This window comes from Williamsia muralis, assembly GCF_002735905.1.
Taxonomy (GTDB): domain Bacteria; phylum Actinomycetota; class Actinomycetes; order Mycobacteriales; family Mycobacteriaceae; genus Williamsia; species Williamsia muralis_A.
In genome coordinates, this window is the sequence record NZ_PEBD01000004.1 from 78,525 (window position 1) to 96,466 (window position 17,942).

The 17,942-nt window shown below is 64.5% G+C and carries 17 protein-coding genes and 1 tRNA gene; 3 read left to right on the forward strand and 15 right to left on the reverse strand.

The features are described 5' to 3' along the window. The first annotated feature begins 25 nt into the window (after positions 1-25). The 3 genes from CSW57_RS01020 to CSW57_RS01030 all read left to right on the forward strand — a co-directional run bounded on the left by CSW57_RS01020 (position 26) and on the right by CSW57_RS01030 (position 1,606). Positions 26-235 (forward strand): CsbD family protein, encoded by a 210-nt coding sequence (locus tag CSW57_RS01020; RefSeq protein WP_023956656.1) that lies wholly within the window; start codon positions 26-28, stop codon positions 233-235. An 89-nt stretch (positions 236-324) separates the two neighbouring features. Continuing rightward, a tRNA-Ser gene (locus CSW57_RS01025) sits at positions 325-415 on the forward strand. A 135-nt stretch (positions 416-550) separates the two neighbouring features. Next, positions 551-1,606 carry a GAF domain-containing protein gene (locus CSW57_RS01030; protein ID WP_143696445.1) on the forward strand — a complete coding sequence of 352 codons (1,056 nt, stop codon included), beginning with the start codon at positions 551-553 and terminating at the stop codon, positions 1,604-1,606. A 9-nt stretch (positions 1,607-1,615) separates the two neighbouring features. Here CSW57_RS01030 and nuoN read toward each other — a convergent pair whose 3' ends face one another. From nuoN to CSW57_RS01105, 15 genes are all read right to left on the reverse strand, one after another. Then, positions 1,616-3,229 (reverse strand): NADH-quinone oxidoreductase subunit NuoN, encoded by a 1,614-nt coding sequence (gene nuoN / locus CSW57_RS01035; protein WP_099381090.1) that lies wholly within the window; start codon positions 3,227-3,229, stop codon positions 1,616-1,618. Beyond that, on the reverse strand, positions 3,226-4,794 hold the full coding sequence (locus CSW57_RS01040; protein WP_099381948.1) for an NADH-quinone oxidoreductase subunit M: 1,569 nt from the start codon (positions 4,792-4,794) through the stop codon (positions 3,226-3,228). Before CSW57_RS01040 ends, nuoN begins: the two co-directional genes overlap by 4 nt. Further along, entirely contained in the window at positions 4,791-6,722 is a 1,932-nt protein-coding gene (nuoL, locus tag CSW57_RS01045) for an NADH-quinone oxidoreductase subunit L (protein ID WP_099381091.1), read from the reverse strand. Before nuoL ends, CSW57_RS01040 begins: the two co-directional genes overlap by 4 nt. 7 nt (positions 6,723-6,729) lie before the next feature. Then, positions 6,730-7,029, reverse strand: coding sequence for an NADH-quinone oxidoreductase subunit NuoK (nuoK, locus tag CSW57_RS01050; RefSeq protein WP_099381092.1), 300 nt, complete (start codon positions 7,027-7,029; stop codon positions 6,730-6,732). Then, positions 7,026-7,841: an NADH-quinone oxidoreductase subunit J gene (locus CSW57_RS01055; RefSeq protein ID WP_099381093.1), complete on the reverse strand. Its 816-nt coding sequence runs from the start codon at positions 7,839-7,841 to the stop codon at positions 7,026-7,028. Before CSW57_RS01055 ends, nuoK begins: the two co-directional genes overlap by 4 nt. Further along, a complete protein-coding gene (gene nuoI / locus CSW57_RS01060) occupies positions 7,838-8,362 on the reverse strand; it encodes an NADH-quinone oxidoreductase subunit NuoI (protein ID WP_099381094.1) in 525 nt (174 codons plus the stop codon). The genes CSW57_RS01055 and nuoI overlap by 4 nt, the downstream gene beginning before the upstream one ends. Further along, positions 8,355-9,698, reverse strand: coding sequence for an NADH-quinone oxidoreductase subunit NuoH (gene nuoH, locus CSW57_RS01065; RefSeq protein WP_099381095.1), 1,344 nt, complete (start codon positions 9,696-9,698; stop codon positions 8,355-8,357). Before nuoH ends, nuoI begins: the two co-directional genes overlap by 8 nt. Next, complete coding sequence (locus CSW57_RS01070) at positions 9,695-12,106, reverse strand: NADH-quinone oxidoreductase subunit G (RefSeq protein ID WP_099381096.1); 2,412 nt, start codon at positions 12,104-12,106, stop codon at positions 9,695-9,697. The genes nuoH and CSW57_RS01070 overlap by 4 nt, the downstream gene beginning before the upstream one ends. After that, entirely contained in the window at positions 12,103-13,422 is a 1,320-nt protein-coding gene (gene nuoF, locus CSW57_RS01075) for an NADH-quinone oxidoreductase subunit NuoF (protein WP_099381097.1), read from the reverse strand. The genes CSW57_RS01070 and nuoF overlap by 4 nt, the downstream gene beginning before the upstream one ends. 1 nt (position 13,423) lies before the next feature. Then, complete coding sequence (gene nuoE, locus CSW57_RS01080) at positions 13,424-14,293, reverse strand: NADH-quinone oxidoreductase subunit NuoE (RefSeq protein ID WP_099381098.1); 870 nt, start codon at positions 14,291-14,293, stop codon at positions 13,424-13,426. Continuing rightward, entirely contained in the window at positions 14,290-15,597 is a 1,308-nt protein-coding gene (gene nuoD, locus CSW57_RS01085) for an NADH dehydrogenase (quinone) subunit D (protein ID WP_099381099.1), read from the reverse strand. The genes nuoE and nuoD overlap by 4 nt, the downstream gene beginning before the upstream one ends. Next, entirely contained in the window at positions 15,597-16,304 is a 708-nt protein-coding gene (locus CSW57_RS01090) for an NADH-quinone oxidoreductase subunit C (RefSeq protein ID WP_099381100.1), read from the reverse strand. Before CSW57_RS01090 ends, nuoD begins: the two co-directional genes overlap by 1 nt. Continuing rightward, entirely contained in the window at positions 16,301-16,855 is a 555-nt protein-coding gene (locus CSW57_RS01095) for a NuoB/complex I 20 kDa subunit family protein (protein WP_030168726.1), read from the reverse strand. The genes CSW57_RS01090 and CSW57_RS01095 overlap by 4 nt, the downstream gene beginning before the upstream one ends. 37 nt (positions 16,856-16,892) lie before the next feature. Next, positions 16,893-17,285, reverse strand: a complete 393-nt coding sequence (locus CSW57_RS01100; protein ID WP_099381949.1) for an NADH-quinone oxidoreductase subunit A — start codon at positions 17,283-17,285, stop codon at positions 16,893-16,895. A gap of 225 nt (positions 17,286-17,510) precedes the next feature. Then, positions 17,511-17,927: a response regulator transcription factor gene (locus CSW57_RS01105; RefSeq protein ID WP_030168730.1), complete on the reverse strand. Its 417-nt coding sequence runs from the start codon at positions 17,925-17,927 to the stop codon at positions 17,511-17,513. Positions 17,928-17,942: the final 15 nt, after the last annotated feature.

The following is a 17,942-nucleotide window of genomic DNA, read 5'->3' on the forward strand; positions in this document are numbered from 1 at the left end:
CAGATCGAGTCAACTAGGAGGATCCATGGCTGTATCCGACGATGCCAAGAACAAGGCCGAAGATCTCAAGGGCCGCGGGAAAGAAGCCGCAGGAAGCCTGACCAACGACCACGACCTCAAGAACGAAGGCAAGGGCGATCAGGCCAGCGCCGGAGCGAAGCAGAAGGTGTCTGACGCCGCCGACGCCGTCAAGGGTGGGGTCGACAACCTCAAAGACAAGCTGACCGGCCACTAAGAGCCGCTCACACCGCCGAAGGCTGTCTGCACAGCCGGACTGACCAGCGGATTGTTGGCTCAGCCCGGCCCTGCGGTACAGTTTTCGGCGGTGGCGTGTCCGAGCGGCCGAAGGTGCAGCACTCGAAATGCTGTGTACGGTTACCCCGTACCGAGGGTTCAAATCCCTCCGCCACCGCCAGCGAACAGCCCCTCACCTGAACCAGGTGGGGGGCTGTTTCTGTGTTGTATCGAGTCCGATGGTTCCGCATGAGGTCGCACCTGGACGGTGGGGTGTAATCGGTGACCGGGGTATCCGTCGCAGCGGTGGTGCTGCATGACAGCGATTTCTTGTGTGGGGGTGTTCATGGGTCACGGCTGGATTCTCATCGAGTGTATGGGCAATGGAGAGCCCACTCTCGTGTTCGACAGGGTGAGGCCACGGCGCTATTCGTCGATCCGTCGGCGCGACAATCTGCGGAGTCCCCAGGTGACTGCGGCACTGTTGACGATGGTCGGCGACGTGGTCGGCTCGCGGAGCAGTGTTCGCCGGGTGTTCTCCGCAGGCAAGAACGAATCGCTGAGGATGGTCGCGCACCCTGTCGAAGGACCCGCAGGCAGCGTGTACGGCGTCCAGGTGTGGGTGGGCCTCGAGCACGAGCTGCCGCCGCCTCGTCGTCTGATCGGAGCGTTCCTGTGGGATCCGGCAACACAGCTGACCCATCATGGACCGACCATCGAGACCGAGATCCTCGGGATCACCGATCCGCAGACGACGCGGGTGAGCCCCGAGGTGTTCAAGTATTTCGAGGCGTTCCCCCGGGAGGGCGAACTCGGCACGTATGTGGCCGACATCATGTCGGGAAGCATCACAGACGGTGAAGCATTCGACAGCGACATCACCGTCCGCCGGGACGACGGGGATCTGGCCCAGGTGTACATGACCATGCGCGCGGTCAAGAATGGCTACGACGCCTGGGAGTTGAAGGGAATCGTCCACGACATCACCGACGTGCGCGAACCCAGCTCGGCCGCAGCCTACAACCGCCGGACGGCCCGGGTGGTCGCGCGGCTTGTGGACGGGGAGTGGGGCATCGGGCATGTCGATTTCGCGACGGGCATCGTCACCGAGTGGCTGGCCGAGCCGCCTGCCCCGCTGGATCGATGGGCCACTCAGAACGCGGAGTTCCATCCCGACGACATGTCCACGGTCATGGACGCCCAGATAGCGGTGGCGACCGAGCGTGTACCCCGAGCCGAATACGTGGTCAGAGTGCGGTTTACGGACGGGCCATGGCACGGCGCACGCATCACCCTCACCGCCGCGACCGCAGGGTTCAACGGGCACGGGCTCATGCGGGTGGAGTCCGCGAGTCGAGAAGGCAAGGTGTGAGGGCGGGGCTCAACTCAGAAAGACCGCTGCCTGATCCACGAGGTCGAGGAGCGGCTGCGGAAGTATGCCGAGGACGATGGTCGCGACAGCACCGAGACCGATGACAAAGGTGGTCGCGGTGTTCGGCACCACAACGGTGGGGGCGTTGTCGACAGGTGGTTCGGAGAAGAACATCAGCACGATGACCCGGACGTAGAACACCACGGCGATTGCGCTGCTCAGCACCCCGACGATCACCAGCGGAACAGCGCCGCCGGACGCGGCCGCCTGAAACACCGCGAACTTGCTGACGAAGCCACTCGTCAGAGGGATACCGGCGAACGCGAGTAGGAACAACGCGAAAGTCCCGGCCACCAACGGTGACTGCCGTCCCAGACCCGCCCACCGCGACATCTCGCCGACCTCGCCTGCCCGGTCCCGCACCAGGGTCACCACGGCAAATGCGCCGACGGTACTGAAGCCGTAGGCGACGAGGTAGAACATCGTGGACGACAGTCCTGCCCGGTTGAGGGCGACAACACCGGCCAGGATGAAACCGGCGTGCGCCACAGAGGAATACGCGAGCATGCGCTTCATGTCGGTCTGGGTGATCGCAACGACGGAGGCGACGACCATCGTCAGGATCGCAATCGCCCACAACACCGGACGCCATTCGTCTTTCAAACCGGGCAGGGCCACGTAGAACAATCTCAACATCGCACCGAATGCGGCGACCTTGGTGGCTGCGGCCATGAAGGCGGTGATGGGCGTTGGGGCGCCCTGGTAGACGTCCGGGACCCAGTAGTGAAACGGCACCGCACCGATCTTGAACAGCAAAGCGATCGAGACCAGGCCCGTCCCGATCAAAGCCAGCGTCTTGTCACCGGCCTCGGCGTCGACGGCAGCCGCGATCTCCGGGAAATCGACCGACCCGGCGTAGCCGTAGAGGAACGCCGCCCCGAAGAGGAAGAACGCCGATGAAAAGGCTCCCAGCAGAAAGTATTTCAAGGCTGCTTCCTGCGAAAGCAGCCGACGTCGGCGTGCGAGACCGCACATCAGATACAACGGCAGCGACAGTACTTCGAGCGCCACGAACATTGTCAGCAGGTCGTCGGCCGCGGGGAACAACAGCATGCCGCCGACCGCGAACAGCATGAGGGGGAACACTTCCGTCTGCGCGAGCCCGGCAGTCGTCGCTCGTCGTTCCGGCTCGCTGCCCGGCACGGTGGACGCAGCAGATGTGAACGCGTCCAGCGACTTCACCCGGCCACCGGCGGCCGCGCCCACCCCGGCGCCGACGGTCACGCCCGCAAGGGTGCGCTGGGCGATGAGGGGGATGGACAACGCCGACACCACCAAGATCGTGCCTTGCATGAACAGTGCCGGGCCGTCGACTGCCACGGCACCGACCGCCACCGATTCGCGTGTACCTGCCAGTGCCACAACAGCTGTGAATGCTGCCACCAGGCCACCGACGCTCAGGAGAAGCTGCAACGCGTACCGGAATCGATCGGGTGCAAACGCCTCGACCAGTACTGCGGCCACCGCCGCCGCGAACACGATCAACATCGGTGAGAGTTGTGCGTATTCGATCGACGGCGCAGGCAGCACGTCCTGGGCAGTATTCAGCGCCCAACCGTTCATCGGTCACCTCCATCGGGCTCGGCAACAGCCGGTGCGGGGTCACGCTCGTCGATGACGGTGAGGGTGTGGCCCACGGCGGGATCGATGATGTCGAGCACCGGTGCGGGGTAGATGCCCAGCGCCAGCAGCAGCGCCAGAAGGGGTGCGACCACCAGCATTTCGCGGCCGTGCAGATCGGTGAGGCGCTCGGTGCCCTTGTTCACGGGGCCGGTCATCACCCGCTGGTACATCCACAGCACGTATATCGCGGCGAGTACCAAAGCCACCGATGCGCAGACGGCGGCCACCGGGTAGCGGGTGAAAGTGCCGATCAAGACGAGGAACTCGCTGACAAACGGACCCAGACCGGGAAGCGACAGAGTCGCCAGACCCGCCACCAGGAACGTGCCGGCCAGCAGCGGCGCGACTTTCTGAACCCCGCCGAAATCGGCGATCGCCCGTGATCCGCGCCGGGACACCAGGAACCCGGCTATCAGCATCAGTGCCGCGGTGGCGATGCCGTGATTCACCATATACAGCGTGGAACCGGACTGTCCCTGACTGGTGAGTGCAAAGATGCCCAGGATGATGAAGCCGAAGTGAGAGATCGACGTATAGGCGATCAGTCGCATCAGGTCGGTCTGGCCGATCGCGAGGATGGCGCCATAGATGATGCCGATGACCGCCAGCGTGACGATCAACGGGGTGAAATACCTTGTCGCATCGGGGAACAATTGCACGCAGTACCGGAGCATCGCGAAGGTGCCCACCTTGTCCACCACGGCCATCATCAGCACCGCACCGGCGGGGGTGGCCTGCACTGCCGCATCCGGGAGCCATGTGTGCAGCGGCCACAGCGGCGCCTTTACCGCAAAGGCGAACATGAAGCCCAGGAACAGGGCTTTGCCGACAGTGGGGTCGATGTCCAGCGACCCGGAGGAGACGGCCGAGACGATCTCGCGGAAGTCGAACGTACCCCCGCCCTGGTCGGCGGTCACCACGTACAGGCCGATCACCGCGGCCAGCATGACCAGGCCCCCGGCGAGGTTGTACAGCAAGAACTTCACCGCCGCCCGCGACCGCTGGCCCGGAGCCTGTTCTGCGGCACCGAAACCCGCTATGAGGAAGTACATCGGGATCAGCATGGCTTCGAAGAAGATGTAGAAGAGGAAGATGTCGAGCGCGGTGAACGACACCATCACCATGGCCTCGACCAGCAACATCAGTGCCATGTAGCGATGGGTCGCACGCCGTCGGTCGGCGTCGGCGTCGTTCCATCCGGCCAGGAGCAGGAGGGGAAGCAACACGGCGGTCAACACCACGAGCGCCAGTGCGATGCCGTCGATACCGAGCTCGTAGCGGGTACCGAAAGCGGGTATCCATGAGCGTGATTCGACGAACTGGTATTGATCGCCACCGGGATCGAAGCGGACCGCCAACACAATGGCGAGGGCGAGCACCCCTACCGACGTTGCCAGTGCCGCCCATTTGGCGACCACTCGTAGTCGAGGAGGCAACATCAAGATGACAACCGCACCGATCGCCGGTACCGCCCACAACAGTGTCAGCCAGGGGATTCCGTTCACCACACCCTCACCAACATCATCATCGCGACCAAGAGGGCGCCCCCGGCGAACATCGACAACGCGTACGAGCGGACGTATCCGGTCTGCACTCTTCGGATCAGCGTGGATGTGGCGCCGACGGCGCCCGCGAGTCCGTTCACCAGGCCGTCAACGCCTTTCGAGTCCGCCGACCCCAGTGCTCCGGTCAGCTTCTGGCCAGGTCGCATGAACGCCGCTTCGTTGAATGCGTCGCCGTAGAGGTCGCGGCGGGCTGCGACGGTGAGTGCGCGTCCCTTCGGTGCGACAACGGGGATGTCGCGGCGGGCGTACTGCCGCCAGGCCACGGCGACGCCGGCCAGCACCACCGCGAGTGTGCCGGCGGTGATCACCCAGATGGGAACGGGCAGCTCGTCGTGGTGTTCACCGACCACCGGTTCGAGCCAGTGCTGCAGTGAACCACCGAATGCCAAGAACCCACCGGCAAAGACGGATCCGAGGGCCAGCAGGATCATCGGTCCGGTCATCAGGGCAGGCGACTCGTGTGGGTGCGCGTGCACCCCTTGGGTGTCGGCCTGCCAGCGCTTCGTGCCGAAGAAGGTCATCAGCATCACGCGTGTCATGTAGAACGCTGTGATACCGGCACCGAGCACGGTGACGATGCCCAGGATCACCCCTTTCACACCACCTGCTGCCCAAGCTGTTTCGATGATCTTGTCCTTGGAGAAGAAGCCTGCGAACGGCGGGATTCCGATGATGGCCAGATAGCCGACCCCAAAGGTGACGAAGGTGATCGGCATCAGCGCACGCAAGCCGCCGAGACGGCGCATGTCGGTCTCGTCGTTCATCGCATGCATCACCGACCCGGCCCCGAGGAACAGACCGGCCTTGAAGAAGCCGTGTGTGATGAGATGCATGATGGCGAAGGCATATCCGGCCGGCCCCAGTCCGGCGGCGAGCACCATGTAACCGATCTGGCTCATGGTGGAGGCGGCGAGGGCCTTCTTGATGTCGTCCTTGGCGCAGCCGATGATCGCGCCGAACAAGAGCGTGACCGCGCCGACGACCACAACCGCGAGTTGGGCTCCCGGCGCGAGGTCGAAGATCGGGCCCGACCGGGTGATGAGGTAGACGCCGGCGGTCACCATGGTTGCGGCGTGGATCAGCGCGGACACCGGCGTGGGGCCCTCCATGGCATCCCCGAGCCAGGATTGCAGCGGGACCTGCGCCGATTTGCCGCACGCGGCGAGCAGCAGCATCAGGCCGAGGAAGGTCAGCACTGTCTCACCGGCCTCGTCGGCTCCGGCGAACACCTCCGCGAAGCCCACCGACCCGAATGTCGCGAACATGATCATCATGCCGATGGCAAGACCCATGTCGCCGACGCGGTTGACCACAAAGGCCTTCTTCGCCGCTGCGGCCGCCGACGGACGCTGATGCCAGAACCCGATCAACAGGTAGGAGGCAAGTCCGACGCCCTCCCATCCGAGGTAGAGGCCGAGATAGTTGTCGGCGAGAACCAACAGAAGCATGGCTGCCAGGAAGAGGTTGAGGTAGGCGAAGAACCGCCGGCGGCGGGGCACGAAGCCTGCGGAGCTGCCTTCGATCTCAGCAGGATCGTCGGCCATGTAGCTGATCGAGTAGATGTGGATGAGTGAGCCCACGCCGGTGATCAGCAGGACAAAACACATCGACAGTTGGTCCAGTTGCAGACCGAAGTCCACACGCAGCTCACCGACGGGCACCCAGGTGAAGAGGTTCTCGTGTACGGCGCGTTCGTCTTCGGGGCGTCCGAGCATGTCGGTGAACAGCATCAACCCGTAGACGAAAGAGGCGATCGCCATGAGGGTGCCGAGCAGATGACCCCACGAGTCGGTGCGCCTGCCGCCGAGCAACAACACGATCGACCCGGCGAGCGGGAGCGCCGGAAGGATCCAGATGGTTGTGTTCATCCGTGTCTCATAGCTTCAGCAGGTCGGCATCGTCGACCGAGGCCGAGCGGCGGGTTCGGAAAATGGTCATCATGATCGCCAGTCCCACAACAACTTCGGTGGCCGCGACGACCATGGTGAAGAAGGCGATGACCTGACCGTCCAGGTTGCCGTGCATCCGGGCGAACGTGACGAAGGCCAGGTTGCAGGCGTTGAGCATCAGTTCCACGCACATGAACACGACCACGGCATTGCGGCGGATCAGGACCCCGGATGCCCCGATCGTGAACAGCAGAGCCGAGACGTACAGGTAGTTCTCGGGATTCATGAGCGCCGCCCCCCGGCTCGATCCGACTTGGCCGATCCGAGGTTGGGGCCCGTCGGATCCCGAGGCTCGAGAACATCACTCACCGATGAGTCGGAGAACGAGCCGTCGGGTAGCAGTGCCGGCATGTCGACGGCGTTGTGCCGGGCGTAGACACCGGGATTCGGCAGAGGGGTGCGGCGCCCGGCTTCGCGGAAGCGCCGGATGGAGAGCTCGCGCTGACTGTTCCGATCGCCGAGGCGTTCGCGGTGGGCCAGCACCATCGCTCCGATGGTCGCGGTGATGAGCAACGCGCCGGTGAGCTCGAACGCCCACAGGTACCGGACGAAGATCAGCTCGGCGAGTCCTTCGACGTTGCCTCCGGTCGCGCCTCCCGGTGAACGGTTCGCCACCACCGTCGTCGAGTCATCGACTCCGGCGAAGGTTGTGACCGTGGCACTTCCGATCCCAGCGATCAGCAGGATCCCGAATCCGAGCCCGGCGCAGATGGCGCCGAGTCGTTGTCCACGGAGTGTCTCGACCAGTGAATCGGACGAGTCCACCCCGACCAGCATGAGAACGAACAGGAACAGCATCATCACCGCGCCGGTGTAGACGACGATCTGGGCCACACCCAAGAACAGCGCGCCCTGCGCGATGTAGAAGACCGCAACGATGATCATCGTCATGGCCAGGAACACTGCCGAGTACACAGCCTTGGTTGCGCACACCACACCCAGCGCGCCCAGGACGGCGACGGTGCCGAGTACCCAGAACTGGATCGCCTCGCCCGTGGACGTCCGGGTCAGCGTCTCAGCTGCCCATGCCGGGTTCATTGCGGCACTTCGTTTGTGGCGATCACCGAGCCGCGGTAGTAATCCTCGTCGGTGCTGCCCGGTTGCATCGGGTGGGGCGGTGACTCCATGCCCGGTTCGAGCGGGGCGAGGAGTTTGTCCTTGCCATAGATGAGGTCGGCCCGGTTGTCGTCGGCCATCTCATACTCGTTTGTCATGGTGAGGGCCCGGGTGGGGCAGGCTTCGATGCACAGCCCGCATCCGATGCAGCGTAGATAGTTGATCTGGTAGACGCTCCCATACCGCTCACCGGGTGAAAAGCGTTGCGCTTCGGTGTTGTCCGCGCCCTCGACGTAGATCGCGTCGGCCGGGCACGCCCAGGCGCACAGCTCGCAGCCGATGCACTTCTCGAGTCCGTCGGCGTAGCGGTTGAGCTGGTGTCGCCCGTGATAGCGTGCCGCCGTCGGAGCCTTCTCCTCCGGATACAACTCGGTGTTGTTCTTCTTGAACATCGACGAGAACGTGACCCCGAAACCGGCAAGTGGTTCAAGCGGATTACGCATCGCTGCTCTCCTTCATCGGAACGGGTTGCGAGGCCGGTGTCGGCTCCGAACGTCTTGCGGCCGGTAATGCGGATCCGGTCTGTCCTCGGGATGTCTGGCCGGGCCGGCTCTGCCCGGTCAGTGGCGGCACCGGGAATCCCCCGGCCATGGGGTCGAACGGTGCGGAAAGGTCGGGGCCTGCGTTCGCCTCGCCGGCTCGACGTCGCTTGGAACGACTCATCGCCCAGAACACAGCCAGCAAGGCGATCGCGAAGACCACGCCGGCGATGACGTCGACCACTGAACCGATGTCGTGGCCCTCCACCCGCAGAGCACGGATGGTTGCGACGACCATGACCCATCCCAGTGACACCGGGATGAGGATCTTCCACCCCAGCGTCATGAACTGGTCGTAGCGCAGCCGCGGCAGCGTGGCCCGCAACCAGATGAAGAAGAAGAGAAAGCCCCAGACCTTGGCGACAAACCAGATCAGTGGGACCCAGCCGGAGTTGGCGCCGTCCCAGATCGAAAGGGGCCACGGCGCATGCCATCCGCCGAGGAACATCGTTGCGGCGAGGGCCGATACCGTGGCCATGTTGATGTACTCCGCGAGCATGAACATCGCGAACCGCAGCGATGAGTACTCGGTGTGGAAGCCGCCGACCAGTTCGCCTTCTGCCTCGGGGAGGTCGAAAGGCGCCCGGTTGGTCTCGCCGACCATCGAGAACACATAGACGACAAACGAGGGCAGGAGGAGAAAGACGTACCAGGTGTCGAGTTGACCGTCGACTATCCCCGACGTGGACATGGTGCCGGCATGGAGGAAGACTGCTGCGAAGGTCAAACCCATTGCGATCTCGTACGAGATGACCTGCGCTGTCGAACGCAACCCACCGAGTAATGGATACGTTGAGCCGGAAGCCCATCCGGCGAGAACGATGCCGTACACGCCCACCGAGGTGACGGCGAGGATGTACAGCACGGCCACCGGCAGATCGGTCAATTGAAGTGGGGTTCGGTGGCCGAACACCGAGACCACCGGTCCGAACGGGATCACGGCAAACGCCATGATGGCCGGAATGACGGCGATGATCGGAGCGAGCAGATAGATCGGTTTGTCGATTCCACGGGGAATGATGCCCTCTTTGAGGGCGAGCTTCACACCATCTGCCAGGCTCTGCAGCATTCCCATGGGCCCCACACGGTTGGGTCCGACGCGGGTTTGCATCCACGCCATCACCTTTCGTTCGGCGAGAATGGCGACCAGCGTGGTCAGCAGCAGGAAGACGAAGACGATCAACGCCTTGGCGAGGATGAGCCACCAGGGGTCGTGGCCGAACTCGGACAGGTCGTTCATGGCCGCACCCCTGCGTCTGCTCGGTACACCTTGACGATGCTGCCGATCGCCGGCCCGAGCTCGGCGTAGACCTGACTGCCCGGTGAATTGAGCGGCAGCCAGACCACCCGATCGGGCATGTCGACCATGTCCACCGGGAGAGTGATGACCCCGCGGTCCGTGCTGACCGTGACGAGATCGTCTGCCGCGAGGCCGTTCTCGACAGCGGTGGCCGCCGACATGCGTGCCACCGGTCGCCGAGCCGTACCCGCGAGGTGGGGCTCACCGTCTTGCAGACGACCGGAGTCGAGCAACAAGCGCCAGCCGGTCAGGATGGCCTCGCCACGTCGAACTGTGGGCAGTTCTGCCGCAGACGTGTCGGGTGCCGGGGCGCCGGCACCCGACCAGGCTCCGAGACCGGCCAGCTCAGCTCGGGCTCTGCCGGGGTCGGGGAGCCCGAGATCCATACCCATCTGCCGCGCGATTGCATTAAGGACGCGGAGATCGGGCATCGAGTCGGTGGCGGGCAGTGCGGTTGCGAACGATCGGGGACGCCCCTCCCAGTCCACGAAAGTGCCGCTCTTCTCTACCACCGGTGCCACCGGGAACACCACGTCGGCGCGATCGGTGACGTCGCTGGTCCGCACTTCCAGACTCACGACGAAAGGTGCGGTGTCCAGTGCGGAGCGTGCGGCGTCAGGGTCGGGAAGGTCGTCGAGTTCGACACCGCCCACGAGCAGCGCCCCCAGTGACCCACCACCCGCCGCCGCCAGGATCTGACCGGTGTCCAAGCCGGGTTCCTGCGGCAGATCGAGCCCCCACACGGTTGCGAGCTCTGCGCGGGCCTCGGGGTCGGCCACCGGTCGCCCGCCCGGCAGAAGACCGGGCAGCGCACCGACTTCCAGTGCACCACGGTCACCGGCTCTGCGGGGGATCCACGCGAGCCTGGCGCCGGTCGCACGGGAAAGAGCGGCCGCCGCCGACAATGCGCCGCGAACGGACGCGAGGCGTTCGCCGACGACGATGATGGAGCCGGGCCGGGTGAGGGGAGCCGAGTCGGTCAGCGCGGCGAGTGCGCCGGGTTCGTCACCCGGTACCACCGAGATCACCCGGGCCGACAGCTTCTCCAGGCCGCGGCTGCGATAGGGCGCGATGGCCTGCACCACCATTCCCCTGGTGCGCACCGCTTTGCGCAGTCGGAGGAACACGATCGGCGATTCCTCTTCGGGTTCGAAGCCGGCGAGTAGCACTGAGGGCGCGTTCTCGAGGTCGGTGTAGGTGACGTCCAGGAGCCGCCCGGCCACGTGGGCCGCCAGGAACTGTGCTTCCTCGACCGAATGGTCGCGGCTACGGAAGTCGATATTGTTGGTGTGCAGCGCTGTTCGAGCGAACTTGGCATAGGCATACGCGTCTTCGACCATTGCGCGTCCACCGACGAGAACCCCGGCCCGACCGCGGGCCGCGCGCAGTCCGCGTGCGGCGATGTCCAGCGCATGTGACCAGGATGCCGGTACCAACTCACCGTCCGCGTCCCGGATGAGGGGTGTGGTGATGCGATCGCGAGCAGTGGCATAGGTGAAAGCCCATCGGCCTTTGTCGCAGTTCCACTCTTCGTTCACCTCTGGGTCGTCCCCGGCCAGTCGGCGCATCACCTTGCCCCGCCGATGATCGGTGCGCTGTGCGCACCCGCTTGCGCAGTGCTCACAGACGCTGGGGCTGGAAACGAGGTCGAACGGCCGGGCGCGGAAGCGATAGGCCGCACCCGTCAGTGCCCCCACCGGACAGATCTGCACGGTGTTACCCGAAAAATATGACTCGAATGGTGCGTCTGCCGCGATCCCCACCTGCTGCTGGGCTCCTCGTTCGAGGAGATCGATGAACGGGTCGCCGGCGACTTGTTCGGAGAACCGGGTGCATCGTGCGCACAGTACGCACCGCTCGCGGTCGAGCAGCACCTCGCTCGACAGTGGAATCGGTTTGGGGAAGGTACGTTTGACCCCTTCGAAGCGAGACTCCGCCCGCCCGGTGGACATCGCCTGGTTCTGTAGCGGGCACTCACCGCCCTTGTCGCACACCGGGCAGTCCAGCGGGTGGTTGATCAGGAGCAGTTCCATCACCCCACGCTGGGCCTTCTCCGCAATCGGCGAGGTGATCTGGGTGCGCACCACCATGCCCTCGGTTGCGGTGGTGGTGCAGGAGGCGAGAGGTTTTCGTTGGCCCTCCACCTCCACCAGGCATTGCCTGCATGCCCCGACCGGTTCGAGCAGGGGATGGTCGCAGAACCTCGGGATCTGTACGCCGATCAGTTCAGCGGCGCGAATCACCAAGGTGCCCTTGGGTACGCTGAGCTCCACGCCATCGATGGTGATCGTCACGAGATCGAGGGCCGCCGAGCCCCCCGACGCCGGGCTGTTGTCGACGGCCGTCATCGCGCACCTGCGTTCATCGGAGCACCTGCTGACGCGAACAGTGTTGCTCGCGCCGGATCGAACGGGCAGCCGCCGTGTTCGGCATGGGCCACGTACTCGTCACGGAAATATTTGAGAGACGACATGATCGGGCTGGCTGCACCGTCACCGAGAGCGCAGAACGACTTGCCGAGAATGCTGTCGGAGATGTCGAGGAGTTTGTCGAGGTCGGCTTCGGATCCGTTGCCGTTCTCGAGATCTCGGAGGATCTGCACCAGCCAGTAGGTGCCCTCGCGGCAGGGAGTGCACTTTCCACACGACTCGTGGGCGTAGAACTCGGTCCACCGCAAAACCGCGCGGACGATGCAGGTGGTCTCGTCGAAGATCTGTAAGGCCTTGGTGCCCAGCATCGATCCGGCTGCGCTCACGCCTTCGTAGTCCAGGGCGACGTCGAGGTGCTCATCGGTGAAGATCGGGGTGGATGAGCCACCGGGGGTCCAGAACTTGAGTTGATGCCCGGCGCGAACACCGCCTGCGTAGTCGAGCAGCTCGCGCAGCGTGATGCCCAACGGTGCCTCGTACTGTCCCGGTTGTGTCACATGGCCGGACAACGAGTACAGGGTGAACCCCGGCGATTTCTCACTCCCCATCGATCGAAACCACTCGTTGCCGTACTGGATGATCGGCGGCACGCTGGCGATGGACTCGACATTGTTGACCACGGTGGGGCTGGCGTAGAGGCCCGCGACGGCGGGGAAGGGTGGACGCAGACGAGGTTGTCCGCGGCGCCCTTCCAGCGAATCGAGCAGCGCGGTCTCCTCACCGCAGATGTAGGCGCCGGCACCGGCGTGCACCACCACGTCGAGATGGAAACCACTGCCGAGGATGTTGTCGCCGAGATATCCGGCGGCGTATGCCTCGGCGACGGCGTTGTGCAGTCGGCGCAGGACCGGGACCACCTCGCCGCGCACGTAGATGAACGCGTGTGCCGCGCGAATGGCATACGCGGCGATGATGATCCCCTCGATCAGCACGTGGGGGGTGGCGAGGAGTAGCGGCATGTCCTTGCAGGTACCCGGTTCGGATTCGTCGGCGTTGACCACGAGGTAGTGGGGTTTGCCGTCGCCCTGGGGAATGAACGACCACTTCATCCCGGTGGGGAACCCGGCTCCTCCCCGTCCTCGCAGGCCCGACTCCTTGATCGTGGTGATGACCGTGTCGGGTTCCATCGCCAGTGCCTTCGAAAGTGCCTGGTAGCCCTCGTGTTCGAGGTAGGTGTCGAGCGTCCAGGACTCGGGCTCGTCCCAGTAGCGGCTCAGGACCGGTGCCAGCGGCATCTCACACCTCCTTGCTGTCAGTGGTCGCAGTATCGTTGTCTGACTGTGCATTCGGTGCCGGCGCAGGCTTGTCTGCGGCCGTTTGGGTTGCCTTTGCCTCGTCGGCCTCATTGGTCCGGTCCACGTCGGTAGATCCCTTGTCCGGAACGCCTGAGTGATCGGAGGCGGGGGCCTCCATACCCCGGTCGCGGGCGATCCGGAGACCGGCGAGACTGGCGTCGCCGGCGCTTCCGGCGGCCGCTGAGGAACCAGGCCTCAGATCTGGGAATCCCGCCAGGATGCGGGCTGTTTCGCGGAAGGTGCACAGCGGCACACCCCGTGTCGGAGTGACCTGTTCGCCTGAACGCAATGCGTCAACCAGCTCGCGGCCCGACTCCGGCGTCTGATTGTCGAAGAACTCCCAGTTCACCATCACCACGGGCGCGAAGTCGCACGCCGCATTGCACTCGAGATGCTCGAGCGTGATCGACCCGTCCGCGGTGGTCCCCCCCGGCGCCACCCCGAGGTGGTCGATGAGGTCGGCCAGGATCGCATCTCCGCCCATGACCGCACACAAGGTGTTGGTGCAGACCCCGACCAGGAAATCCCCGGTCGGCCGCCGGCGGTACATCGAGTAGAACGTGGACACCGCGGTCACCTCCGCCGGCGTCAGCTCGAGAAGCCCTCCGCAGAAGGCGATCCCGGCCGGCGTGATGTACCCGTCCTCGCTCTGGACCAGGTGCAGCAGCGGCAGCAGTGCGGACCGCGCATCGGGATATCGGGCGATGATCTCGCGGGCGTCCGGCTCGAGCCGGGCCACCACATCGGCGGGATAGCGCTGCGCCGGCGGCACCGGATCACCGAAGGTGAGGAAGACGGGCTCGGCAGTCATCGGTCCACGCCGCCCATCACAGGGTCGATGCTCGCGACCGCAGCGATCACGTCCGAGATCATCCCGCCCTCGCACATGGCAGCCACCGCTTGCAGATTGGTGAAGGAGGGGTCGCGGAAGTGCACCCGGTACGGTCGGGTCCCGCCGTCACTGACCATGTGCACACCCAACTCGCCCCTAGGCGATTCGACCGACACGTACACCTGGCCCGGCGGCACCCGCATGCCCTCCGTGACCAATTTGAAGTGGTGGATGAGCCCCTCCATCGACGAGCCCATGATCTCGGCGATGTGTTCGCGTGAATTGCCCAACCCGTCGCTGCCAACGACAAGATCGGCAGGCCACGCGATCTTCTTGTCCTCCACCATGATCGGGCCGGGGCGCAATCGGTCGAGGCATTGCTCGACGATCTTCAGGGACTCCTTCATCTCCTTGACACGAATCAGATAGCGACCGTAGGAATCGCATGCCACATCGGTGATCACGTCGAACTCATAGTTCTCGTAACCGCAGTACGGCGCAGACCGTCGGAGGTCGTGCGCCAGACCGGTCGCACGGAGAATGGGGCCGGTGACCCCCAACGCCATACAGCCGGTGAGGTCCAGGTAGCCGATCCCCTGTGTGCGCGCCTTCCAGATGTAGTTCTCGCTCAACAGGCCTTCCATGTCCCGCAGCCGCCCGGGGAGCACCTCGAGAACTTCGCCGATCTTCGCCGCCGTCCCGTCGGGCAGATCTTGAGCCAGCCCACCCGGCCGGATGAAGGCGTGGTTCATCCGCAATCCGGTGATCATCTCGAAGATGTCGAGGATCAGTTCGCGCTCGCGAAAACCGAACAGCATGGCGGTCACCGCGCCGAGTTCCATGCCGCCGGTCGCCAGCGCGACCAGATGCGAGGAGATGCGATTCAACTCCATCAGCAACACCCGGATCACGTTGACCCGTTCCGGTATCTGATCGGTGATGTCGAGGAGCTTCTCCACGCCCAGGCAGTAGGCGGTTTCGTTGAAGAACGGCGACAGGTAGTCCATCCGGGTCACGAACGTGACACCTTGCGTCCAGTTGCGGAACTCCAGGTTCTTCTCGATGCCGGTGTGGAGGTATCCGATTCCGCAGCGGGCCTCGGTGACGGTTTCCCCCTCGAGTACCAGGATCAACCGCAGCACCCCGTGAGTCGAGGGATGCTGCGGTCCCATGTTCACCACGATGCGTTCCTCGCCGGACTCGGCGGCTGAACTCACGATGTGGTCCCAGTCCTGGCCTGTGGCGGTGAACAGGTTGCTGCCCGTGTCGATGTTGTCGCTCATCAGTTGTAGGACCTCCGCTGATCAGGCGGCGGTATACGCGCGCCCTTGAACTCCACAGGGATTCCACCAAGGGGGTAGTCCTTGCGCTGTGGATGTCCCGCCCAGTCGTCCGGCATCTCGATCCGCGTCAGCGACGGGTGGCCGTCGAAGACGATGCCGAAGAAGTCGTAGGTCTCGCGTTCATGCCAGTCGGTGGTGGGGTAGATCGCGTGGAGCGAAGGGATGTGCGGATCGGCGTCCGGAACGGCGACCTCTAGCCGGACTCGCCGGTTATGGGTGATCGACATGAGCGGATAGACGGCGTGGAGTTCGCGGCCGGTCTCGTCGGTGTAGTGCACTCCGCTGACACCCAGGCACAGCTCGAAACGCAACCCCGGGTCGTCTCGCAGTGTCTGTGCGATCACCGGCAGATGCGCGGGACAGACATGCAGGGTGAGTTCCTCGCGGTAGACCACGATCTTCTCGAGGGCGTCGAGAATCTCGACAGGTGTGTCGACCATTTTCAGCGCCTGCCCGAGGGTGTCCACCACCTCGTCGAAGTAGCCACCGTACGGACGAGGAGTGCTGCCCGGCAGGGTGATCGGCCGGATGAGGCGGCCGTAACCAGACGTGTCGCCGCTGCCTCGTACGCCGAACAGCCCCCGACGGACACCGATGACCTCGCCGGGAGCGTCGTCGCGGGAGTGCTCGTCATCGGGCGGCGTCATCGCAGCAACCCCTTCATCTCGATGGTGGGGGTGGCGGTGAGTGCTGCGGCCTCAGCAGCTTTGACGGCCTCCACCCGGTCGACCCCGAGCGGCATGTCCTGGATCTTCTCGTGCAGCTTGAGAATGGCGTGCAACAGCATCTCGGGCCGCGGCGGGCAGCCGGGTAGGTAGATGTCGACCGGCACGACGTGGTCGACGCCCTGCACGATCGCGTAATTGTTGAACATGCCGCCCGATGAAGCGCAAACACCCATGGCCAGAACCCATTTGGGTTCAGCCATCTGGTCGTAGATCTGCCGGAGCACCGGCGCCATCTTCTGGCTGACCCGGCCGGCGACGATCATCAGGTCGGCCTGCCTCGGCGACGCCCGGAACGCTTCCATGCCGAACCTGGCGATGTCGAAGCGCCCACCGCTGGTGGCCATCATCTCGATTGCGCAGCAGGCCAATCCGAAGGTGGCCGGCCACAGGGAACCCTTGCGCATGTATCCGGCGAGACCTTCGACGGTGCTCAGCAGGAACCCGCTCGGCAGCTTCTCTTCGAGTCCCATGGTGGTTACTCTCTTTTCGAATGTGTCCAGCAGACAATCAATCCCAGCTCAGGCCGCCCCGCCTCCATTCATACGCATAGGCAACCGAGACGTTGAAGATGAACAGCGCCATGGCAATCAAGCCGAACAAGCCGAGCGAGTCGAAGTAGATCGCCCACGGGTACAGGAAGACGATCTCGATGTCGAAGATGATGAAAAGCATGGCTGTCAGGTAGTACTTCACGGGTATCCGCTGACCGGCAGATAGTCCGGCGCTCCCAGAGTCTCTGCCTCGCAGGGGATTCGGAATGGGCTCTATCCCGCATTCATACGCTTCGAGTTTGGCGCGGTTGTAGCGATGGGGCCCCACCGCCGAGGCGAGCATTGCCGAGAAGACCGCGAAGGCGGCGGCGATGGCACCGAGAACGAGGATCGGCACGTAGAGATTCATGGCACCGAATCCTCCTTTCCCGCGAGTGGCGGTGGAGCGGCGGTCATCGACCGGGCGGACGAGCAGGCTGTCCGAGGTGCGACCGCACATGGGCTGTGTGTGATCTGAGACACACGCTACTCGTGAGACCTCGGTGCTCGGCAGGGTTCTCGCGGTGACACGGGTTGCCGATTTGTCATCCCAGTTATCTCGATCGCGCATAAATCCACGCGGGTCAGAGGGGAGTCAACGTGAGGGACGCAGGACTTCCACAACGGCCTGGGTGAGGGTGAACGGATCAAGAGGCCGGGGGACAACCGCTTCTGCCTGCGACCAGTTGGCAAGCCAACTGTCCTCGGCACGGCCGGTGAGAACGACCACGGGAGGGCAGCGGTCCACCTCGTCTTTGAGTTGTTTGGCGATACCCATGCCGCCCGCGGGAGACGCCTCCCCATCGAGGATGACCAGATCGATGCCGCCCTCGTCCATCCTGGCTTGCACGGCGGGCTGAGTTGCCACCTCGACATAGGTGAACGGGGCGAGTCCGGAAGGGGGGTGGTCGCCCAGTGCCTCGATGACCTGCCGGCGGGTGGCAGCGTCGCTGCTGTAGACCAGAACCCGCAGCACATCAAGACGATTGGAACGCGACGGTGCCTCTGTCACCAGCCCGATGCTACG